Genomic DNA, 20,951 nt, shown 5'->3' with positions numbered 1-20,951 from the left:
CGCCAACGATCGTATAATTCATTTGCTCGACGCAACTCGACCGCGGACTAAGCGAAAAGGAAATATAAGCGCGGTGACACGCCCTGCTTTCCCGTAACTGTAGTGGCAGTGAGCAGGACCGGGCGCAGGCCTAGGGAAGCGCTGATTTATTCGTCCGCCGCCGCCCAGCTGGCGGCATGCCTTTCAGATAATGGCGGCTGTTGCCATCACGACCAGACTGCGACCGATGCAATCGAGCTTTTCCGAGCTGGAGTACGCCGCGAAGAAGAAGCAGACGCGGCGCGACCGATTCCTCGCCGAGATCGAGGCGGTGACGCCGTGGTCGGCGCTTGAGGTCGAGATCGAGCCGTTCTATCCGAAGGGCGAAGGCCGCGGTCGGCCGCTGATCGGGGTGGGACGGATGCTGCGGATGTACCTGGCGCAGCAGTGCTTCGGATTGTCGGACGAAGGGATCGAGGACGCGATCTACGACAGCCAGGCGATCCGCCGCTTCCTCGGGATCGACCTGGCCCGTGAAGCGGCGCCCGACGCGACCACACTGTTGAAGTTTCGCCGCCTACTGGAAACGCACGGGCTCACGCGCAAAATTTTCGAGGCGATCAAGACGCACCTCGCGGAGAGGGGCCTGATGATGCGCGAGGGCACCATCGTCGATGCGACGCTCATCGCCGCGCCCCCTTCGACCAAGAACCGCGCGAAGGCACGTGATCCCGAGATGCACCAGACGAAGAAGGGCAATCAGTGGCATTTCGGGATGAAAGCGCACATCGGCGTCGATGCCGAATCGGGCCTGGTGCATGCGGGGTGGCCACGGCGGCCAACGAGAGCGACGTGAGCCAGACGCACAAGCTGCTGCACGGAGAGGAGACGGAAGTGCTGGGTGACGCGGGCTATCAGGGCGTCGAGAAGCGCGAGGAAAACCGCGACAACAAAGCGACTTGGCACATCGCCATGAAGCGCAGCAAACGCAAGGCGCTGCCGAAGAACCGGCTGGGCAAGCTCCTCGAGAAGCTCGAGCGCGCGAAGGCGAGCATCCGCGCCAAGGTCGAGCACCCGTTCCATGTCGTGAAGAACTTCTTCAAGCACCGAAAGACCCGTTACCGCGGACTGGCGAAGAACGAGGCGCAGCTCTTCTCGCTATTCGGTCTGGCTAATCTGTTTATGGCGCACCGACCGTTGTTGGCGCTTCACGCCCGAGGTGCATCCTGATGGGGCGCCAGGGCGCCAGGGCGCGAAAAGCGGGGGTGAAATACCTACGGATGGCGCACGCGTCGTTGGCATCGAACCCATCAAGGACGGCAAGCCTGTTCGCGTCAAGGCGCGGCGCGCGGTGAACTTCGGCAGCGGCGGCTACGCCCACAATACCGAACTGGTCGGCATCCATCAGCCTGGCCTCTACGGCAGCTGCGCAATGTCCGGCTCAACGGGAGACTTCATGTCGATAGCCGCTGACGCTGGCGCCGGCATGGGTGCGCTCGGCACGGCCTGGCGCACGCAGGTCGTGCTGGAAGAGGCGCTGGAGAACCACGCCATCGGTCTGGGCGCTTTTGTGCTGCCGGGCGATTCGATGGTCGTGGTTAACAAATACGGGAAGCGCATCGTCAACGAGAAGATCAATTATAACGATCGCACCGAACTACATTTCGTCTTCGATCCCGTCGCCAAGGAATACCCGAACCAATGCCAGTTCATGATCTTCGATGAGCGCACGCTGGACGGCTTCGGTGGCGCCTTCCCGCTCCCCAACGGGCAGTCGCACCCCTTCCTGATCCAAGGGGCAACGCTTGCGGAACTGACCACCAACATCACTGCCCGTCTGCAGAAGCACCGATCGGAAATCGGTTCCTTCACGCTGTCGCCGTACTTTACGGCGACGCTTCGGGAAACCGTCGCCCGGTTCAACGGGTACGCGAAGAGCGGTCGCGATGAGGAATTCGGACGCGGCCTGCACGCCTACGATCGGGATTGGCCGGCCACGTTCTCTTCGATGCGCAAAGGCACGGCTCAACCCGTCAACCCGCGGCCCAACGTCACCATGCATCCGTTGGCCGAATGGGGCCGTATTACGCGTTCATCCTCGCCGCCGGTGCGCTCGGCACGAGCGGCGGTCCGGCGGCCAACGAGCACTCGCAGGTGCTCGATGCCCACAACCGCCCGATTCCCGGTCTCTAGGCGGCGGGCAACTGCGCGGCCAGCATATCGCGGGAGGCGTATTACGGAGCCGGACACACGATCGGTGTTGCGCTCACCTTCGGCTAAATCGCCGGCGCGCACGCGACAGGCAAGCATAACGAAGGCTGAGACGGCTACTGCCGAGGGCGCGCTAGCGGACTGCGACCGAGGGGCAGCGGCTCGTCGCGTGCTTTTCGACGACGGTGTTTCGCGCCCTAGCCCGCCGCCACGTTTGCCGCGTCGCCGCGGCGCGCACAGCCGGCCGTGGCGACAAGCGAAGAGCAGGAAAATTAGGAGACAGACACTATGAGTCGGGGTTTCGACAAGAACCGCACGACCGGACGCTTCGTCGGCCTGCTGATGTGGACGGCATGGACTGCGCTCGAAGTGCAGGCGGCGGCATCGTTGCCTATTGACCGGAGCGGGGCCGATTTCGATCGGGACAGGCATCCGGGGAAAGCCGTGTTTGCGAAGATCTGCGCGACTTGTCACAACGGTGGGGTCCCGAAGGCGCCGCACGCCGAATTCTTGCGGGCGATGTCGCCGGCAGCCATTCTCAGGGCGCTCGACAAGGGGGTCATGAAGGACCAGGCAGCCCCTCTGAGCGCAGAGGAACGGCGCCAAGTTGCCGAATACCTGACGGAGAAGAATTTGGCTACATACAACCCGCCCCCCGCAGCGGAGATGTGCGCCCCGGAGCGGCGCGGTTTCGACCTGTCCAAGCCGCCGGCGCCAGCGGGCTGGGGCTATGACAACCGGCGCTTCGTGCCCACGTCGGCGTCCGGCTTGACCAAAGAAGACGTGCCCAAGCTGAAACTCAAGTGGGCCTATGCTTTCCCCGACGCGAAACAGGCTCGGTCACAGCCGGTTGTAGCTTATGGCGCCGTCTATGTGGGAAGCCAGGATGGAACGGTATACGCGTTCGATCTGGAGACCGGGTGCGCCAAGTGGACCAGCCAGGTCTCAGGCGAGGTGCGCACCACGGTGGTGGCCGAGCAGCTGCCGCCCGAGGCTGCACCCGGCCGGTTGCCGCGCCTGTTCTTCGGCGATTACCTGGGCAACGTGTACGCGATGGATGCCCTCACCGGAAAGGTGTTGTGGAGAACGCGGCCCGACGATCACGCGAACGCCACCATCACGGGAACGCCCGTACCCCACGACGGCCTGCTTTATGTGCCCGTGTCCTCCCTCGAAGTGTTGAACGCGCTCGACGAGAAATATGCGTGCTGCACCTTCCGCGGCTCAGTGACAGCGCTGGACATGAACACGGGCGAAATTCGGTGGCGCCACTTCACGGTTGAGGAGAAGCCGGCGGTTAAAGGCAAGACCACTGTCGGTACGCCCATCCTCGGGCCCTCGGGCGCGCCGGTGTGGAACAGTCCGACCATTGATGCGGCCCGGGGCGTGCTGTACTTCGGCAGCGGCGAGAACTATTCCTCGCCGGCCGACCGCAACTCGGACGCGGTATTCGCCGTGGACCTGAAGACTGGCGAGCGCCGCTGGCAGTTCCAGACGACCTCTCGAGACTCCTGGAATGGCTCCTGCTCATTTGCCACCGGCCATCCCAACTGCCCTGAGGAGAACGGCCCCGATTTCGACATCGCCGCCTCGGTCCTCAAGGTTGAAGCCGGCAAAGGCCGGGATATCCTGGTCGTGGCTCCGAAATCCGGCAATGTGCATGGACTCTCCCCGAATACCGGCAGGCAGGTTTGGCAGAGCCGGGTCGGACAGGGAAGCATCCAGGGCGGCACGCATTTCGGCATGGCTGCAGAAGGCTGGCGGGTCTATGTGCCGGTCGTCGACGTGATGATGAAGGCCGATGGCACACCGCACGATCAGGCCGGAGCCCCGGGACTGAATGCGATCGACGCGCGCAATGGTGTGACGCTGTGGACGCACCGCGAGCCTGAGGAACTGTGCCACGGCCGGAAATTCTGCGAACCGGGCGTGTCGGCCGCCGTAACCGCAATGCCCGGCGTGGTGTTTGCTGGGCACTGGAACGGCTGGTTTCGCGCCTATGAGGGAGAGACCGGAAAGATTCTCTGGGAATTCGACACCGCCCGGCAGTTCCCCGCCGTCAACGGCGAGGGGGTGATGGCACAGGGCGGCTCCATGAGCGGGCCGGGGGCGACTCTGGCCGACGGGCATGTGCTGGTCAATTCGGGCTACGGTTTCTCCTTCAAAATGCCGGGGAATGCATTGCTCGTGTTCAGCGTCGATGGCAAATAATGCTCCGCCGCATCGACTGCGCCTCGGCGCGCTGAAAGCGACGCGGGCTCTCCTCCGCGGCTGCCCACGTCGCTCATCGTCAACAGCGATCTCTAGTACTACAGTTGCAGATGCTCTTGAATTACACGGCGGTAATGACAGTCCTTGGCATAGGCTTGGTGTCGTCGTCGCCAGTAGGACCAGGCGAGGGTTGCGGCCGGTTGAGGCGGGCGGTGCCAGACCAGGGCAAGCAGCAGGCGCCGGATCTCGGGCACGGTCAGGGGTAGCAGCCCCGCCGGGCCTTGAACGCCTGCAGCGAGGAGCGCGGAGGGGCGGGACTTTTTTTGAGGTCGAAGTCGATCGCCGCCCGGCGCAGCACAGCCAAATAGGCGTGGGCGAGTAGGGCCAGTGTGATGTGCCGGTACTATCCGGTCCAACTGCGCACCTCATAGTGGTCGAGGCCCACGAGCTGTTTGCTCGCTTCGAACCCTTCCTCGATCGCCCAGCGCCGTCCGGCCACGCGCACCAGCTCGGGCAGCGCGGTGCCGAAGGGGGCATAGACCGCATAGTAGGCCAGCTCCCGGTCCTCACCCAGGCTTCTGCGCACCAGCAGGCCCCGCTGCTGGGACGTCATCCAACTGAGCATCGGCACAAAGGCCCAGTCGTACAGACGCGGCCCCTTGGCGCCATCGCCGGCCGACAGTCGTTGCCACCCTGAGTCGGGAATCTCCTGCGCGATGGCCCGCGCTCTTTGCTGGCGCATAGTCTCGCGCCAAAGATGCTGGGTGCGGGCAATGGCCAGCACATAGGAACGATCCTGCTCCTCGAGCCACACCCGCAGGCGCCGGTCATTGCCGTACACCTCATCACCCGCTACCCAGGCGAAGGGGTGCTCGCCTCGATGGCGCCCTCGATCAGGCGCCGGGCCAGCTGCGGTTTGGTGGCAAAGCCGGTGTCCCTGGGTACACCGGCCGCTTCGCAGCGCGCCGCATCGTCCGTCCATTCGCGCGGCAGGTACAACTCGCGGTCGATGAAGGCGCGCCCGTGCTCGCCGGCATAGGCGAGAAAGACGCCGATCTGGCAGTTCTCGATGCGCCCGGCCGTGCCGCTGTACTGGCGCTGCACCCCGACCGAGTGGCGCCCCTTCTTGAGAAAGCCCGTCTCATCGACGACCAATACCGCTTCGGGATCTTTCAGATGCCTCGTCACATAGGTGCGCAGATCGTCGCGGACCGCGTCGGCATTCCACACCGCGCGCCCGAGCAAATGCTGGATCGCCGCCGGGCTTGCCTCACCGGCCGCTTCGGCTAACTGCCAGCCGTTCTTGCGCTCGGCCGGTCCGAGCAGGCCACGCAAATAATCCATGGCATGTCGGCGAACATCCTTGCGCGAAAAACGCCACCCGATCTCCTGCACCAGCGCTTCGAACTGCTCTGACCAGCGCTCCACTTCGGAGAACGCCCGGTGGGGCGCCAACTCAACCGCCTGCCTCAACATCACTGCCACCCTCGACTGCAGCCAACCTCGCTTTGACAGGCGTCGGACAAGAATGATCTGCAACTGTAGTATTAGAACCTATTCCAGTAGGCCAGTGGCCCGCCAAGTGATGATGCCGCAGGCAAAGTGCAGCATGGCGAGGTAGGAGTCGGCTTTCTTCTCCCAACGTATCAACAGGCGACGATAGCGATTGAGCCAGCCGTGGGTCCGCTCGACGACCCACCGCCGCGCTCGATAGCCGAGTTCCCGGATGTCTGCGCATTCCGACGAACGTGACCGCCTGCACCGACGAACGTGACCGGTGGGGTCTGCGCGCGAAGCGTGGTGTTCAGATTCTAACCGCGTTGGTCACGATGACGCTCGATTCGAGGCCTGATGCAGACTTATCCACAGGCGGCCGCCAGCGCGCCTCATACGCTGGCGGGCGGGCGCCTGTGGGTAAGGCGTCTCGCGCGCACGGCCTCATGCCTTTTCCTTTCTTCTCATCGACTCGTCCTTGAGGGCGAGCTTGTGCGCGGCGTGCACGACGCGATCGAGAATGGCATCGGCGAAGGTCGGGTCGCCCAAGTAGGTGTGCCAGTGCTCGATCGGCAGCTGGCTGGTGATCACGGTCGAACGCGTGCCGACCCGGTCGTCGAGCAGCTCCAGCAGGTCGCTTCGCTCCTGAGCCGACGGCGCGGCCAGGCCCCAATCGTCGATGACGATGAGATCCATGCGCGCGAGCTGCATGAGGCGTCGGCTGAAGCTGCCGTCGGCATGCGCGATGCGCAGCTCCTCGAAGAGCCGCGGCAGACGCACGTAGTAGGCCGCGAGGCCCTGCCGGCACGCCGCGTTGGCGAGCGCGCAGGCGAGCCAGGTCTTGCCGCTGCCGGTGGGGCCCGTGATGAGGCAGTTCTGGTGGTGACGAATCCATTGACCGGTGCCGAGCGCGGCGATCTGGCTGCGCTCGAGGCCGCGCCCGGCGCGGTAGTCGACGTCCTCCAGGCAGGCGGCAGCGGCTTTGATGCGGGCGGCCTTGAGCAGCCGATCGATGCGTTTGCCGTCGCGCAGCAGAATCTCGCGATCGATGAGCTGGGCGAAACGCTCCTCGAAGCTGAGCGCGGTGATGGCGGGCTGGGTGAGCTGCTCCTCGAAGGCGCGGGCCATGCCTTCCAGGCGCAGGGTGCGCAGTTGTTGCAGGCTGTGTTGCATCAGCATCGATGTTCTCCGGTGGGTGGAATCAGTGGTAGTAGCGCGCACCGCGCAGGTTCTCGTGAGCGGCCGGTAGCGCAAGCTCGCTTTGCTGCGCAGTGGATGCGGGCAGCGGCGCGCGGTCGAGCCCGCTCTTGAGGATCGAGGCGACGTTGCGGTAACGCATCGCCCCGAGGGTGACGGCGCGGGTCGCCGCGGCTTCGAGGCGTTCGTTGCCGTATTGACGACCGAGGCGCATCAGCCCGAGGCATGCCCGGTAGCCCTGCTCGGGGTGCGGCATGCGTTCGAGTTGGTGGCTGACCACCTGCTCGGTGTGAGGTCCGACCGTGGCGCCCCACCCGATGAGTTTGCCCGGGGACCACTGGCGGTGCGCCTGATGCGATGCGGGCATGTGCTCGGTGAGCGTGGTGAAAGCCCCGTGCCGGTGGCTTCTCGCATGCACCGCAACGCGGCGGCCCGCGGCAAAGCATTCGATGCTGCTCGCGGTGATGCGCAACTCCACCGGTTGGCCGGCGAGCGCATACGGCACGCTGTAGTAATGCCCGTCGAACTCGACGTGGTAGTCGATGTTGGGCTTGGCCCGTTTCCATTGGGCGAACTGGAACGCGGTGGCGGGCAACGGGCGCAGCGCCGGCCGATCGAGCGTCTCGAACGCTTCGTGGCGCGAGCCTGGCAGGCGCCGGAAGGCACGCGTGTTCAGCGGCTCGAGTAACGCGGCGATCGCCTCGTTCAACTCCCCCAGCGAGAAGAAACGCCGGTGACGCAGCCGCGCCAGAATCCAGCGCTGCACGATCTGCACGCCGACTTCGACCTTGGCCTTCTATCAAGTCAGCAACTGCTGCCCGTGAGGGTAGTCAAGCGCCCATAACCTTCGAGATCACCCATCCGTTCCATCCCCTGCGCGGGGTCGAGTTTATGCTGGTCACGCGCAAGTGGAACTGGGGCGAAGATCGGGTCATGTACTTCGATAGCCGAGCGCGATTGCGCTCGATGCTGATCTCGTGGACGAATCTCGCCGGTGATGATCTCTTCAGCCAGATCTCCGCGGGACGCTCCTGGTTTCGTACGGACGACCTGCTCAAGCTCGCCGCGCTACTCGAGGATCTGCGGCCAGCACTGCAACGCAGAGGCCGTCGTGTCAAGTAAATTGTGCCGCGCACGTAAGCTAAATTTCGCCGCTATGAGTGCTGCACTTCGGCCGAGCAGGCGTAGATATGCCCGGATGTTTAAGGATATCCGCGCGCACTCTGTGGTTCTGCACCTTGACAGCGGTTATTGTGCGGCATATTTTACAATACATACGTTCCACGAGATCTGCTCTCATGTCCAAGCGCGATGCCAAGGCCGAGCGCCTCAAACAACTCGGCGTGCTCAACCCGAACCCGGAGCGGGTGCGCGCCCCCTGGTTCCAGACAGGCGGGTTCTTCGACGCCCGCGATCTGGTGCAGGTGAAGTACGAGATGTTGCGGCAGGTGAGCCTCGAGGGCGCGTCCAAAGCCGATGCCGCGGCGCTGTTCGGTCTGTCGCGTCCCACCTTCTATCAGGCCGAAGCGGCCTTTGCCCGCGACGGACTGGCGGGGCTGCTGCCGCGCCAGCGGGGGCCGAAGGGCGCGCACAAGCTCAAGCCCGAGGTGATGAGCTTCATCGAGCAGCACCTCGAAGGCGACGGTCAAATCCACGCCCGCATGCTGGCGCTCAACCTGGAGACCGAGTTGGGCGTGTCGGTGCATCCCCGCAGCATCGAGCGCGCGATGGCGCGCAAAAAAAAACCCTAAGGCATGGCGATCTGCAGCGGCTCCCGCTCACTGTCGTCGAGACTTACGAGGCGCTGCGTACCGAAGTCCTGACGGGTCAGGCCCGCCCCGAGGGGCTCGGCGCCATCGTCTATCACGGCATGCTAAACGGATTGACGCTGATCCTGACGAGCCCGCCCGTTGCGTCCTTCGTCCAGAGTGCCCCGGCAGGCGCCGTCGCCCCCATCCCGAACAACCGTCAATTCGTGCGCCTGCTCGCCAACATGCTGCTGCGAACCCAGTCGGAGGTGGTCCATGTTTACTGAAACCCATCAGAAGGTCACTGCCGATCATCTCAGCCGCGATGCCTTCCTCTATGTGCGCCAGTCCTCGCTGCGCCAAGTGTTCGAGAACACCGAGAGCACCAAGCGTCAGTATGCCCTGCGCGAGCGGGCGAGCGCACTGGGCTGGCCGATCGAGCGCATCCATGTGATCGACAGCGACCTGGGGCGCTCGGGAGCGAGCGCCGAGGGGCGGGACGGCTTCCAGCAGCTGGTCAGCGAGGTGGCGATTGGCCATGCCGGCATCGTGCTCGGTTTGGAGGTCTCGCGCCTGGCGCGCAACAACGCGGACTGGCATCGCCTGATCGAACTGGCAGCGCTCTCCCACACCCTGATTCTGGACGAGGATGGGATCTACGATCCGGCGCATTTCAACGACCGGCTGCTGCTGGGGCTGAAGGGCACGATGAGCGAGGCCGAACTGCATGTACTCAGGGCTCGCCTGCAGGGCGGCATCCGCAACAAGGCGCGCCGCGGCGAGTTGGAATTGGCCCTGCCGATCGGGCTCGTTTATGGTGCCGACGGTTCGGTCGTTCTGGACCCCGACCGGCAGATCCAGGACACGCTGCGCCTGCTGTTCGTGAGCTTTGCCGAATGCGGCTCGGCAAGCGCCGTGGTGCGCCGGTTTCAACGCGAGGGGTGGGCGTTCCCGCGCCGCATCCGTGGCGGCATCGGCAAGGGCGAATTGCTGTGGGCGACGCTGGACCACTCGCGCGCGGTGCAGATCCTGCACAACCCGCGCTATGCCGGCGCCTTCGTCTATGGGCGCACCCGTGGCGGGCGCAACGCGCAGCTCAAGTCCGTTCAGCACAAGGTGGCGCGCGAACAGTGGCACGTTCTGATCCGCGATGCGCATGTGGGGTACATCGACTGGGAGGAGTACGAGCGCAATCAGGCGACACTCAAGCAGAACGTGGGCGGCTTTGGTGAGGCGTCCCGAGGTCGGGTGCCGCGCGAGGGCACGGGGCTGCTGCAGGGGCGCGTGGTTTGCGGCCTGTGCGGGGCGCGCATGCGCGTGCGCTATCAGGAGGTCGAGGGCCGTCTCGAACCGTATTACCAGTGCACGGACGCGGTGGTACGCCGCGCCGGCAAGCTGTGTCAGTCGGTGCGCGGGCGCCCGATCGACGAGGCGATCAGTGCGCTGCTGCTGGAGAGCGTGGCACCGGCGGCCATCGAGGTCGCCCTTGCGGTGCAGGAAGAGATCGCCGGGCGCCTCGAGCAGGCCGAGACGCTGCGCGCCTCGCAACTGGAGCGGGCACGGTACGAAGCGGAACTCGCGCGGCGTCGTTACCTCAAGGTCGATCCGGACAATCGCCTGGTGGCCGACGCGCTGGAGGCAGACTGGAACGCGCGGCTGCGTCAGCTCGATGCGCTGCAGCGCGAGCATGAGCGCCAGCGCGCCGCCGACCAGGGGCTGCTCGGCGAGGAGGCGCGCGGACGCATCCTCGCGCTCGCGAAGGAGTTCCGGCATGTCTGGAATGATCCGCGCACCGAGCCGATCGAGCGCAAGCGCATGATGGCGCTGCTCATCGAAGATGTGACGCTCGTCAAGGCCGACCGGGTGTCCATTCACGTTCGCTTCCGCGGTGGCAAGACCCGCTCGTTGCTGATCGACAAGCCGAAGCCGATCGCCCAGATCCGCAAGACGTCGCCGCAGGTAGTGCAGACGGTGGACGAACTGCTCGAGACCTGCACGGACCGGCAGGTCGCAGCGCGACTCAACGAACTGGGCTACCGCAATTGGCAAGGCCAGAGCTTCACCTTCAAGAAGGTGATCGTCCTGCGCAATGCCTATCACCTGAAGAGCCGCTTCGAACGCCTGCGTGAGCGCGGCATGCGGACCGGGGACGAGTTGGCAAAGCAACTGGACGTATGCCCCACCACCATTCACCAGTGGGGGCGGCAAGGCTTGCTGCGGCGCCATCTCTACGGCAACAATCACCGTTGCCTGTACGAGCCAGTCGGAGAGGTCCTCGTCACCAAGGGGGCCGGCGGGCGCTATGGAAGCAGGTCGCCGACGCTCATCGCCGTTTCATCAACCACACAAGGTGCAATATGAAGCCTTCGCCTTGTCCTGCGGCTTGTAAGGGCGCGCGGGCAGGATCGCCACGCCGTAGTGCGCGGCGAACTCGGCGGTGGTGCGCTGCAGTTGCGGCTCATACCGGTCGGCTTGACCGATGAGCGAGCGCGTATTGTCGGGCACGACGAGCTCGGGCACGCCGCCGATGAAGGCCAGCGCCCGGGCGAGCGAGCCCAGCCAGTCGGCCTGCGACTGCGTCGCCGTGGCGCAGGCGAACGTATAGCTCGAGGCGCCGAGCACCGCGACGAAGATCTGCGCGCGCGAAATCTCGCCCGTGTCGGCGTCGACGATCGGCACCGTGTGGCCCGCGTAATCGATGAAGAGTTTCTCGCCGGCGCGGTGCACTTGGCGCATCGAGCGCTTGAGCGTGCGGGCGAACGCGCGGTACAGGTCGCAAAAGCGCGAGTACTGATAGCTCGGCCCGTCGGCCGTCTGCGCGTACTCTTCCCACAGCAACGCCAGCGTGACGTTCTTTCGCTTGAGCCCCTGATGCACCGCCGCCAGATCCGGCGCCGCGTAGCCCACGCTCGCGCCACGTCCACGCCTGGTCACCCCCAGCACCCGGCGCAGCTCGGCCTCGTCGGCCGCTGACAACTCGGCCCACGGCCGGCCGCACTCCTCGGCCGCCTTCACATACTTGGCGACCACTCCTTTGGAAATCGACAGCGCGCGGGCAATGCGCTCGTGCGACAGCGTGCAGTCGTATTTGAGCCGCAACAGCTCCCTGATCTTGTGCATGGCAATCCGCTCCGCCGGCATCCTCGGTCTCCGCGCAAAGCGCGCGAGGGTAGCCGGCCTGACAAACGACGTTGCCACGCTTGGCCTCACAAACCCGTTCCGATTTGATCGTGACCGACGATTCCGACAACGTGACCGCCCATTCCGACAACTGGCCGAAATCGGTCACGATCAAATCGGAATCCGCGGTCACGACCCGCGGATTCACCGGTCACACTATTTCGGAATCAGCGGTCACGTTGGGTCGGAATCCGCAGGATGTCACGCTGTTCCTCGCCGCGGGCGCGGATATGGGCAGTAAATCCGAGGCCGGCTACCAGCTCCCGCACTTCGTCGTAGTCGTATCCCTTGTCCAGGCACAGGCCCTGCGGTCGTGTCATGCTCGGGGTTGGCCGTTTGACCATCAGCTTGCCCAGCGTCGCCTCGACCAGCTTCATGTCGTGGCGGTTCGCGCCATCGATTTCAATGGCCAGCGGAATGCCGCTCGCCTCGGTCAACAGACTGCGCTTGACGCCGCCTTTGCCGCGATCCGTAGGGTTGGGGCCGGTTTTTTTCCCCACCCAACGGCGCTTTGGTCATCGCCCCATCCAACGACAGCCAACTCCAGTCAATGCCCTCGAGGCGATCGTACTCGAGCAAACCCTCGTGCCAGAAGCGCCCAAAAACGCCCGCATCGCGCCATTCGGCAAACCGCCGGTACGCCGAACTGCTCGAGCAAATCCCGCTGCCGTTGAGCGCGTTCCACTGCATCCCGGTGCGCAGTACCAGCAGAATCGCATTCATCGCGATTCGGTCCGGCACCCGCGGCCGATGACAGCCCAGCGGGTGCGCTTTGCGCGCTGGCAACAACGGCTCCATCTTCGCCCACAACTCGTCCGGCAGCCGCCACCCGTCATCCTTGCAGACCAGTCCCATCGCCGTGTCCTCTCAAATCAACCCCCCGGCGATTTGACAGTCGACCTACCGGGATAGGTTCTTAGGAGAAACATCATGGCCCGCATCAACGCCAGAAGGCACCGCTGAAGCCCAAGGATATCTGGGCCATCCGCATTCACCTCCAGAACGCACACCGCGTGCGCGATCTGGCAATGTTCAATCTCGCCATCGACAGCAAGCTTCGCGGATGCGACCTCGTCGCCCTGCGGGTTGGTGACGTCACGCACCGCACCCCAGTGCTGTCCCGCACAGCGGTCGTCCAGAAAAAGCCGCAGCGGCCGGTCCAGTTCGAACTTGCGAGCACCATGCCTGGGCTGCCGGGTGCGCCAGCTTAACTTTGGGGATGGCAACGCTTCGAAGTGAATTGCTAGCAAGTCAGGCTTGTCTGGCAACCCAGACAAGCCTGACGGGATCGACCTGGCGACATGGGAGTCGGCCTACGCCCGCCTTACCAGGAGAATCGGAGGCGACGCAGGACTGCGGCCGCCTCCTCTGCTGTGCTTCAGCTGCGAAACTTGAGTCTGGCCTTCCACGCTATCCCGATACAATTGCAGGCAGCACTCTTGGAGGCATCATGAACACCCCGATGACGGATGCGATCCTGCAGCTCTTCAGCAACCTAGGCGAGGAACTCGCTCGGCGCCAAGTGCCGCCCGGCGCCGTCCACGCATATATCTTCGGGGGCTGCGCGGTGCATCTCTACGCCCAGTCCCGGGCCAGCACGGACGTCGACGCCGAGTTCGCGTATCCGCAGCCGCTCAAGAGCGAACTGATGCTCATCCTTGCTGACCTGCCACCGGTGGATTACGACGATCCGGAGGAGGGGCCCTCGCAGCTGGCCTACGACCCGACCTTCAACCCGACCCTGGGCCCGCTCCACATGGACTACCAGGACCACGCCGTGCCCCTCGAGGGCATCCGCGAGTCACCCGTAGTCGTGATGCTGCCGAGCATCGAGGACATTGCCCTGTCCAAGCTCGGCCGCCTAGGTGACGTGGATCTGGAGGACATCCTCACCCTCCTCGCCCTGCCGGAGGCCTCGTGGGAACGGTTTGAACAATTGGCGCTGGAGGCAGCCAAATACTACGTGGGGCCTGACTTGACCCCGAATTTGGCCCATGTTAGAAGAAAATTTGACGAGAGGAGACCTTCGTGAAACGGTTGGCTCGAGGAGCGGCACTAGAGAGAATGCTTGGCGACGTAGCGCGCCAAGGCTTCGCGCGTGTCGATTCTGGGCTGCTGCGCGAGGTCGCTGAACGCCTCTGGTACGCCGGCGAGGTTCCCAACCTGGCTGATGTGCCCGTCAACCTCCGGCCAGATGCCGGCTACCTGGTCGACAGGCTGGCCCGCTTCAACGTCTTGCCGAAGGAGCGGAAGCTACGGCTGCTTTCGGCTATCCGCCAGTTCCAGCCCTCCTCACCTGCACCCAAGGCGGAGGCCGCCGGTTGCAAGGATCCTTTGGCGGTGGCATGGGGCGCCTCGATGGACCTCACCAGCCGCTTGGGCGAGCTGATGCCATACCAGACGAGGCAGTATGCTCTGGACAGGACCAAAGCGGCTGCCTGACCTGGTTGGCGGAACTCATTGACGACGGAGCCTGAGGGCTCCGTTTTCGTTCGGGGTCCACTGGCTGGAACCTCGTGCTCTACCAAGGGATGCAGGCGCCCGAATGCGAATGCGTCCATGAGGGCACCCGAGGGCTGTCAGCGGCGACTCTGAGCTGCAGGGTGGGCGAGCTCAACATCGGGGGAGGACGCCTCCGCCTTACTAACTTTTCAATAAGTAGTGTCACTATAGAGCGTATTGACACTCTGGTTGCCGGAAGAATGACTTCACGAGCTCGGGGAGTTTCTGAATGCTGCGCAGGGCCCCGAGTGCGAGGCGCTTCATGTCCTCCTTGCTCTCGACCACCTGGCGCGAAACCTTGCGCTTCACCTGCGCCCAGACCGTTTCGTCCGGGTTCAGGTGCGGCGAATACGGCGGCAGGTAGAACAGCTTCAGCCGGCCGCCGAGGCTGTCGACATAGGTCTTGATCAACTTTGCCTTGTGGATCGGATGACCATCGACGATGACGAACACCGGCTTCTGAGCGCCGATCATCAAGCGCTTGAGGAACTCCAGAAAGACCTTCGCACCGACCGAGCCTTCATGCAGCATGAACCGAAACTCGCCCTGCGCGCTCACCGCCGAGATCATGTTCAGCGAAAAGCGCCGGCCGGTGGCCGTCACCACCGGCGTCTGGCCCTGCGGCGCCCAGGGGGTGCCGGTGTGGTAGTCGGAACGGATTCCCGACTCGTCGGCAAAGTAGATCGTCGCGCCCGTCGCACGCGCTTCGGCGCGAATGGCGGGATAGGTCTCGGTCTCCCAGGTCCGCACCAGCACGGGATCCTGCTGCCAGGCCTGATAGAGCGGTTTCTGGGCGCTGAAGCCCAGGATCTTCATGAGCCGGTGGACCGAGGAAACCGACAGTTCCTTCTTGAGCTGACGATTGATCAGGTGACGGATCAGCGTCAGCGTCCACAGCCCGAACTCGAACTTGAACTGCTGCGGGGTGTGGTCGCGGACCGCGCGGGCGAGCCAGGCCATCTCCTCGGCGCTGAGCCTGGGCGGACGTCCCGGGATCGGCTTGGCGAGCAGGGCGTTCTGGCCGCCGTTGGCGAAGTCGGCCAGCCAGCGGAAGACGCTGCGAGGATTCACGCCGAACGAGGCGGCGACGCTCTGCACGGTCTGCCCCTCACGCACCGCTTTGATGGCCTGCTGCCGCATCACCTGCAAGGTGTGATGATCGTGGGCGCGACCGTCGGAAGTTCGCTTGCATTTCATGCCGCATATTATCGCCCATATGGCATTACTTTCGGGAAAGTTAGTATCTGCTAGCAAATCGGGCTTGTTTTGGATGCCAGGTAAGCCCGACTGCGGTTCTCCTGTGCGGCGCAGTGTTCGGTCTTGGCCGTCTGGTAGGGCAGCTCACCTCAACGCCGGCGCGTTACGTCAAGCGTAAGTCAAGACCGCTCCGGTATCAGAGTCGCCGCTATGCTGCATCCATTCGTGGTCCGGATTAGACGCCAGCTCCTCAACAAGCAGGGGGCTCAGGCCAATCTCGAGCAAGTACCGGGAAGGATTGGCGTCCCAGCGCTCCTCCTCAAAACGAAAAGCAAGGACGTCAGGCTCTCCTCCCAGCAGCTATTGAAAATCATAGTCTCACTCTCGCTAAATGCAATTAACCATCTTAGACTTCCCAGTCTACAACCTCCTACGCCGACGTCTGAGCACATCAACGAATGTCAAGAAAACCATTTTTAAGGGATACAAAGCAAACCGGTAAGATGGTTAATTGCAAATGCGCTAGGAGCTAGGCAACCTTCACCCTTCATTCCAGGTAACCAGCGTAATCGACTGATTCTTTTAGAGTCTGCGGTAGGTGGGAATATGCGAGGTGGACTTGCGCCCCGCTGCATCACCGCGTATTCTCCGCTTCGGAGTTATTTTGCACCATGAGCGTCGAATGGAAGCTTAGTCGTCGCCTCAGTGCAAGAGGCGCGATCCTAAAACAAAGAAGGCTTGCCATGGCACTGACGACACCCGAATCTGATCTCAAGCTGAAGCCCATCGAAGCGAAAGTCGGCCCAGCTCAACTCATCGAACTCGCGGGTATCGCAGACGACATGTTGGCATTGGTGCGCGACAGCATGCTCAAGCCGCACCCGCGCAAAAACCCACCTGAATACACAACCACTCAGCTTGCGACGCTCTGCGGCATCGACCGGGCGCGCATCAATTATCTCATCGGCAAGGGTGACCTGCCACCAGGGGTCGCGCAGGGCGCGGGCCGTGGGCGGGTCTTCACCTTGGCTGAGACCCGGCAATGGGTCCAGGCTGAGAGCAAGATCAAGAAACGCCCCGAGGGAAAACGCGGCCGCATTGTAGTCGTCAGCAATTTCAAAGGGGGCTCGACCAAGACGACGACCGCGATGTCGTTGGCTCAAGGCCTGACTCTGCGCGGCCGGAAAGTGCTCATCGTCGACCTGGATCCGCAGGCATCGCTCTCTTCTCTGTGCGGGCTGCTGCCCTCAGCCGAAGTCGACAGCGACGCGACGGTGATGCCCCTTATTTTCGGGGACCAGAAGGATCTCCGATACGCAATCCAACCCACATACTGGGACGGGCTGGATCTGATTCCCGGTGCCCCTACCCTCTTCTCGGCCGAGTTCGTCATCCCTCACAAAGTGGCCGAGAAGCCCGGCTTTGAATTCTGGGACATCCTCGCCCCTGCCCTCCAAGACTTGGCGGTGGACTATGACACCATCGTGCTAGACACGCCGCCTTCTCTCTCGTACCTTACCATCAACGCCCTGATGGCCGCGGACGGGATGCTGATGCCGCTGCCGCCCAAGAGCTTGGACTTCGCCTCAGCCGCTCAATACTGGTCGCTGTTCTCCGACCTGGCGAGCTCGTTCGAGAAGCGGAACTTCGTCAAAGAGTTCGACTTCGTGAACATCCTCTTGAGCGCGGTGAATGCGCAGGAGGCGTCGGCCTCCGTGGTCCGCGAGTGGATCGTTTCGACCTACACCGCTAAGGTCCTGCCCGTCGAGATACCCTTCTCGAGCGTCATCGGCACCACCGCCACCGGCTTCGGCACCGTCTACGACGTCAGCAAGTGGGAGGGCGGCGCCAAAACCTACAGCCGTATTCGTGACGCTTACGACCAGGTCGTCGAAATCATTGACAACAAGATCGTGAAAGCTTGGTACGAGGGGGCTTGATATGGCCGGCGCGAAGGATATGAAGTCGAAGAACACCGACCTCTTGGCCGCCATGCAAGCGCGAACGGCCAGCGGCGGTGTGGCGAAAAGGCTTCCAGAGAAGCCAGATGAAGCTCGTACGGCTCCCGGACAGCTGGCAATTTTCTCCGGCCAACTGGCGGACGCCATGGCACGTGCCGAAGCGGCGGAAGCAGAGCTGGCCAAGCTCAAGGCGGAGCATGGCTCCAAGGAGGCGCTGGCAGAAGCTCATCGCAAGCTTGCCGAAGCGGAAGCAGCGCTGGCGACTGCGCTTGAAAGCCAGCCACACCAGACGGCCAAACTCGACGAGCTCCACGAGATTCCGGGGCGACGCCGCAAACTCACCGCCCAGCAATATGCGGAGTTGCGCGAAAACCTGCGACACAACCCGTTGGCGAACCCGGTCACTGTACGACTGCGACCTGAGGGCGGCTACGAGATCATCGCCGGCAACAACCGCGTAAGCCTCTTCCGCGAGCTTGGCCGGGACGAGATCGACATCAACATTCTCGACCTCGACGACGACGAGACCGACCGGACGGCGTTCTACTCCAACCTCCTCGCCCCGAGCCTCACGGACTACGAGAAGTATCTCGGCTTCAAAGGGCGGATGGAGAAGAAGAAGCTGAGGCAAGCGCAGGTGGCTGCCGAAGCCGGGGTCAGCCAGCCGTACATCAGCTCCCTCATGGCGTTTGACGAGCTGCCCGAGGAGGCCTTGGCATGCATCGCCGACGCCCCTGCCCTCTTCGGTGCCAAGGCCGTGCAGCAGCTTGCTCAACTCACCAAACAGGGCAAAGCAGCTAAGGTCATTGAGGCCGTTCAGAAGATCGTAACGTCGGAGCTTTCCCAAATTGCTGCAGTGCAGCAAGCAAAAGCAAGTGCCACCTTGAAGCGCCCTGCCCGACCCGAACCAGTCACCTTTCGTCAGGGCAAGACGAAGTATTGTGAAGCGCTTCGCAGCGACAAGACCGTCCGCCTCTCGTTTGCTTCGGCTGAAGAAGCAGAGGCGACGTTCGCGCTCATTACTGAGCTTATCAAAGAGCGGGCCAGCGCCGCCAAAGGCAACAAAAAGTGATTATCGACCTGCAATAATCCAGAAAAACAAGAACTTAACTTAAAATGAAGCGAAAGGGAGGTGCCAGATGACTGTTTTGGACGTACGGCCCTCCTCTACCCTTCCGAATGTTCAGAAAGCTGCCCATCGTCCACAGGGCAGCTTTCTGAGCATTGGGGGCGGCATTCGTCTCGTGCGGGAACACGAGACTGACGGCTGTCGTTTGGACAACGTAAGAGGAATCGACTAGCGACAACGCAGAGATCAACTGACCCCTGAAAAGACAAAGGCCAACTCTGGAAAGTTGGCCTCTGCTAGGGATTGAACCCTGACTTAACGCTCACCGGCGGGAACCGGTTACGCGACAGTTGCATGTCCGTAGTTTAATGAGCGGCGAGTTGGTGTCAATACCGAAAGGGGTCCTTTTTGCTCAAAAAGGACTATCGTGCCAATTTCACTGGCTTGCGAGGGGGTTGTTCAACTCAACGCCCCCCTCCCCTCCCCTTCTGGGCCCAAGGCCCGGTTTCTGCCGGCGCCGCTCATCCGTGCCCGGGCAGCAGCGCTTAACCGGCGAAACTGCCTCGACCTCGCCAGAACGGCCCGTCAGGCCCTCTACGGCATCTTGGCCTTCTTCGACGTAAAGCGTCCCACTGAGCCAGTCTTCGCCAGTCGAGACAGCATCTGCGCCGAGTCGCTCCTCGGCAGCCACCCCACTCTTTACCGCGGTCTCGCGGACCTTGTAACGAGGGGGTACATCACGCGCGAGCAAGGCCGCAGACGGGCGAGGGAAGCCTTCGGCCAGTATTCGGTAAGCCGCATTTGGCTCACCGAGAAGGCATTGCAGCTGCTCGGCCTGGCTGGACAAGCACAGGCCAGCAAGGGCGTCTACCAGGAACAACTGGCTACCAAGGAAGAGGTCGCTGGCCAGCCGGAGTGCAGTTTTCCACAGGGGCGGTCTCTCACCGTGAGAGACCGTATACAAGAGATTGAACTTTCCCCTAATCAACAACTTTCTTCGAAAGAACAGCCCCCACCCGAAGCGCCACGCGAAACCGACCAGGAGAGGGCAGGGGGATCTCGAGAAAATAGGATCGACAAGAAAACCCGGCTGCCGGCAGAGCTGGTTCGACTCATATCGCTCGGCCTTTCTCGAAGCCGTATCTGCGCGCTCATGAAGCTGGCCCGTGAGCATGGCAACGGGGGCAAGCTCGGAGCAGTCGTCGCCCTGGTGTGGCATCGCATCCAGCAATTCAACGCAAAAGCCGCTTTCGCGTATCTGGCTACGCTTGTTCGGCAGCGGAAGGACTTTGCCCGCCTGCTCGAGATCCAAGACCGGTTCGAGGACAGAGATAGCGCGTCGAAAGCGGTCCTCGAGCGGCTCAACACGAAGCTGCCGATGTTCCTCGAGCGGGGAGACGGCATGCAGGTTGTCACCCGACGAGGCAAGCTGATCGGCGTGCTTAGGCGCATGGGCGATGGCGGGTACGTCGAATGTCTAGACGACCAGAACGTTCGTCGCACACTGCCGGTCAACGCGCGGCTGGTCGAGTCGTGGGAGGAGGGCGACATCGTACTGCGCCGCCCGGACCCCGAAGTTTGCTATGAGCCAGAGTTCGCGGCGGATTGACTCTCTCGGCGCTTATCAACCTGCAATAACGCCAATAATCAGTTACTTAGTAAAAATGATGCACTGCACTAGCAAGAAGGGTAGGGGTAGGGTGGTTAAAACGGGGGTGGGTCGCGCGGATGGGCTTACCGTATGAAGTTCGTCTTGATCCCTACAGCGCCGAGGCCGTCGGCCAGGTCATACGGGTCGACTGTGACGGGCGGGACCTCGACGTCGTCCGGGACCCCGTCGGTTTCGAGCAGATGCTGCCAACGCGCGGTGCAGTCTTGTGGAAACGCGAAGGCTTGGTAGACCAGCCGTTGCCCGCCGTCCAACCAGCCGCATTCGACTTTGAGCTCGTCGCTCCAGTCATGCTGAAAAGCTTCCCGGAAAATCGCGCGACCAAGATTCGCGAGATCCTTCGAAACGCCGGCTTCGAGCGCGGCGGCCTCGAATCGATCCCAGGGAAAGTCCCCGGGCGTACCACGGAGGACCGGCGCGGTCAGCACTTGTCAATGCCGATTTAAAACTGACACGCTTTCCCGGCGGTTGCCGATTTAAAACTGATACACCTCTATCCCATTGACATGTGCGACGGAGCGCCCCGAAGGGAG

Annotated in this window: 15 protein-coding genes and 6 pseudogenes; 13 read left to right on the top strand and 8 right to left on the bottom strand. The window is 63.1% G+C overall.

The genetic code is table 11. The annotated features are described in order from the left end of the window. The first annotated feature begins 226 nt into the window (after positions 1-226). The 3 genes from EBN1_RS22690 to EBN1_RS22675 all read left to right on the top strand — a co-directional run bounded on the left by EBN1_RS22690 (position 227) and on the right by EBN1_RS22675 (position 4,401). Positions 227-1,209, top strand: a protein-coding gene (locus EBN1_RS22690; RefSeq protein ID WP_157866798.1) for an IS5 family transposase whose coding sequence is annotated in 2 segments (ribosomal slippage) — positions 227-803 and positions 803-1,209 — 984 coding nt in all. Because the reading frame shifts where the segments join, the coding sequence is not laid out codon by codon here. Beyond that, positions 1,199-2,482 carry an FAD-binding protein gene (locus EBN1_RS22930; protein ID WP_338390415.1) on the top strand — a complete coding sequence of 428 codons (1,284 nt, stop codon included), beginning with the start codon at positions 1,199-1,201 and terminating at the stop codon, positions 2,480-2,482. Before EBN1_RS22690 ends, EBN1_RS22930 begins: the two co-directional genes overlap by 11 nt. Beyond that, complete coding sequence (locus EBN1_RS22675) at positions 2,479-4,401, top strand: outer membrane protein assembly factor BamB family protein (protein WP_011254963.1); 1,923 nt, start codon at positions 2,479-2,481, stop codon at positions 4,399-4,401. The genes EBN1_RS22930 and EBN1_RS22675 overlap by 4 nt, the downstream gene beginning before the upstream one ends. Before the next feature lie 256 nt (positions 4,402-4,657). On the opposite strand, the pseudogene EBN1_RS22670 reads toward EBN1_RS22675, so the two are convergent. From EBN1_RS22670 to istA (EBN1_RS22655), 4 genes and pseudogenes are all read right to left on the bottom strand, one after another. Further along, positions 4,658-5,877: pseudogene (locus EBN1_RS22670) on the bottom strand (IS701-like element ISAzo35 family transposase). Positions 5,878-5,955: 78 nt separating this feature from the next. Then, positions 5,956-6,123, bottom strand: a pseudogene (locus EBN1_RS22665) (transposase); the annotation flags it as partial. Positions 6,124-6,339: 216 nt separating this feature from the next. Beyond that, on the bottom strand, positions 6,340-7,074 hold the full coding sequence (gene istB / locus EBN1_RS22660; RefSeq protein ID WP_011254967.1) for an IS21-like element ISAzo4 family helper ATPase IstB: 735 nt from the start codon (positions 7,072-7,074) through the stop codon (positions 6,340-6,342). A 22-nt stretch (positions 7,075-7,096) separates the two neighbouring features. After that, positions 7,097-7,888 (bottom strand): annotated as a pseudogene (gene istA / locus EBN1_RS22655) (IS21-like element ISAzo4 family transposase); the annotation flags it as partial. Positions 7,889-7,890: 2 nt separating this feature from the next. On the opposite strand from istA (EBN1_RS22655), the gene EBN1_RS22650 reads away from it, so the two are divergent. From EBN1_RS22650 to EBN1_RS22635, 4 genes are all read left to right on the top strand, one after another. Beyond that, positions 7,891-8,214: a DUF5372 family protein gene (locus EBN1_RS22650; RefSeq protein ID WP_157866804.1), complete on the top strand. Its 324-nt coding sequence runs from the start codon at positions 7,891-7,893 to the stop codon at positions 8,212-8,214. A 176-nt stretch (positions 8,215-8,390) separates the two neighbouring features. After that, on the top strand, positions 8,391-8,843 hold the full coding sequence (locus EBN1_RS22645) for a helix-turn-helix domain-containing protein (RefSeq protein ID WP_011254969.1): 453 nt from the start codon (positions 8,391-8,393) through the stop codon (positions 8,841-8,843). Positions 8,844-8,962: 119 nt separating this feature from the next. Further along, positions 8,963-9,127 carry a hypothetical protein gene (locus EBN1_RS22640; protein ID WP_162014376.1) on the top strand — a complete coding sequence of 55 codons (165 nt, stop codon included), beginning with the start codon at positions 8,963-8,965 and terminating at the stop codon, positions 9,125-9,127. After that, complete coding sequence (locus EBN1_RS22635) at positions 9,117-11,201, top strand: recombinase family protein (protein ID WP_011254970.1); 2,085 nt, start codon at positions 9,117-9,119, stop codon at positions 11,199-11,201. Before EBN1_RS22640 ends, EBN1_RS22635 begins: the two co-directional genes overlap by 11 nt. Positions 11,202-11,204: 3 nt before the next feature. Here EBN1_RS22635 and istA (EBN1_RS22630) read toward each other — a convergent pair. Together istA (EBN1_RS22630) and EBN1_RS22625 are read right to left on the bottom strand one after the other, a co-directional pair. After that, positions 11,205-11,981, bottom strand: a pseudogene (gene istA / locus EBN1_RS22630) (IS21 family transposase); the annotation flags it as partial. Positions 11,982-12,217: 236 nt separating this feature from the next. Then, positions 12,218-12,875, bottom strand: a pseudogene (locus EBN1_RS22625) (IS5-like element ISAzo38 family transposase); the annotation flags it as partial. 92 nt (positions 12,876-12,967) lie between these two features. Here EBN1_RS22625 and EBN1_RS22620 point away from each other — a divergent pair. From EBN1_RS22620 to EBN1_RS22610, 3 genes and pseudogenes are all read left to right on the top strand, one after another. Next, positions 12,968-13,192 (top strand): annotated as a pseudogene (locus EBN1_RS22620) (site-specific integrase); the annotation flags it as partial. A 278-nt stretch (positions 13,193-13,470) separates the two neighbouring features. Further along, complete coding sequence (locus EBN1_RS22615; protein WP_011254972.1) at positions 13,471-14,052, top strand: DUF6036 family nucleotidyltransferase; 582 nt, start codon at positions 13,471-13,473, stop codon at positions 14,050-14,052. A 32-nt stretch (positions 14,053-14,084) separates the two neighbouring features. Further along, on the top strand, positions 14,085-14,462 hold the full coding sequence (locus tag EBN1_RS22610; protein WP_041648005.1) for a hypothetical protein: 378 nt from the start codon (positions 14,085-14,087) through the stop codon (positions 14,460-14,462). 225 nt (positions 14,463-14,687) lie between these two features. Here EBN1_RS22610 and EBN1_RS22605 read toward each other — a convergent pair whose 3' ends face one another. Further along, entirely contained in the window at positions 14,688-15,719 is a 1,032-nt protein-coding gene (locus tag EBN1_RS22605; protein ID WP_011254953.1) for an IS630-like element ISAzo33 family transposase, read from the bottom strand. A 671-nt stretch (positions 15,720-16,390) separates the two neighbouring features. On the opposite strand from EBN1_RS22605, the gene EBN1_RS22600 reads away from it, so the two are divergent. The 3 genes from EBN1_RS22600 (at position 16,391) to EBN1_RS22590 (ending at position 20,358) form a co-directional block, all read left to right on the top strand. After that, positions 16,391-17,659: an AAA family ATPase gene (locus EBN1_RS22600; protein WP_011254974.1), complete on the top strand. Its 1,269-nt coding sequence runs from the start codon at positions 16,391-16,393 to the stop codon at positions 17,657-17,659. 1 nt (position 17,660) lies between these two features. Next, positions 17,661-18,752, top strand: a complete 1,092-nt coding sequence (locus EBN1_RS22595) for a ParB/RepB/Spo0J family partition protein (RefSeq protein ID WP_011254975.1) — start codon at positions 17,661-17,663, stop codon at positions 18,750-18,752. 424 nt (positions 18,753-19,176) lie between these two features. Continuing rightward, positions 19,177-20,358, top strand: coding sequence for a hypothetical protein (locus EBN1_RS22590; protein WP_011254976.1), 1,182 nt, complete (start codon positions 19,177-19,179; stop codon positions 20,356-20,358). Between the two features lie 125 nt (positions 20,359-20,483). Here the strand turns inward: EBN1_RS22590 and EBN1_RS22585 are convergent, their stop codons facing one another. Next, complete coding sequence (locus tag EBN1_RS22585) at positions 20,484-20,846, bottom strand: hypothetical protein (protein WP_049780417.1); 363 nt, start codon at positions 20,844-20,846, stop codon at positions 20,484-20,486. Positions 20,847-20,951: the final 105 nt, after the last annotated feature.

The organism is Aromatoleum aromaticum EbN1 (assembly GCF_000025965.1).
In the GTDB taxonomy this organism is placed as follows: domain Bacteria; phylum Pseudomonadota; class Gammaproteobacteria; order Burkholderiales; family Rhodocyclaceae; genus Aromatoleum; species Aromatoleum aromaticum.
This window is presented reverse-complemented; position numbering and strand designations above follow the sequence as displayed.

Excerpts from the sequence above, each read along its gene's own strand:
- EBN1_RS22675 (WP_011254963.1), top strand. The coding sequence starts at position 2,479 with ATGAGTCGGGGTTTCGACAAGAACCGCACGACCGGACGCTTCGTCGGC.
- istB (WP_011254967.1), bottom strand. The coding sequence starts at position 7,074 with ATGCTGATGCAACACAGCCTGCAACAACTGCGCACCCTGCGCCTGGAA.
- EBN1_RS22645 (WP_011254969.1), top strand. The coding sequence starts at position 8,391 with ATGTCCAAGCGCGATGCCAAGGCCGAGCGCCTCAAACAACTCGGCGTG.
- EBN1_RS22640 (WP_162014376.1), top strand. The coding sequence starts at position 8,963 with ATGCTAAACGGATTGACGCTGATCCTGACGAGCCCGCCCGTTGCGTCC.
- EBN1_RS22635 (WP_011254970.1), top strand. The coding sequence starts at position 9,117 with ATGTTTACTGAAACCCATCAGAAGGTCACTGCCGATCATCTCAGCCGC.
- EBN1_RS22615 (WP_011254972.1), top strand. The coding sequence starts at position 13,471 with ATGAACACCCCGATGACGGATGCGATCCTGCAGCTCTTCAGCAACCTA.
- EBN1_RS22610 (WP_041648005.1), top strand. The coding sequence starts at position 14,085 with ATGCTTGGCGACGTAGCGCGCCAAGGCTTCGCGCGTGTCGATTCTGGG.
- EBN1_RS22605 (WP_011254953.1), bottom strand. The coding sequence starts at position 15,719 with ATGAAATGCAAGCGAACTTCCGACGGTCGCGCCCACGATCATCACACC.
- EBN1_RS22600 (WP_011254974.1), top strand. The coding sequence starts at position 16,391 with ATGAGCGTCGAATGGAAGCTTAGTCGTCGCCTCAGTGCAAGAGGCGCG.
- EBN1_RS22595 (WP_011254975.1), top strand. The coding sequence starts at position 17,661 with ATGGCCGGCGCGAAGGATATGAAGTCGAAGAACACCGACCTCTTGGCC.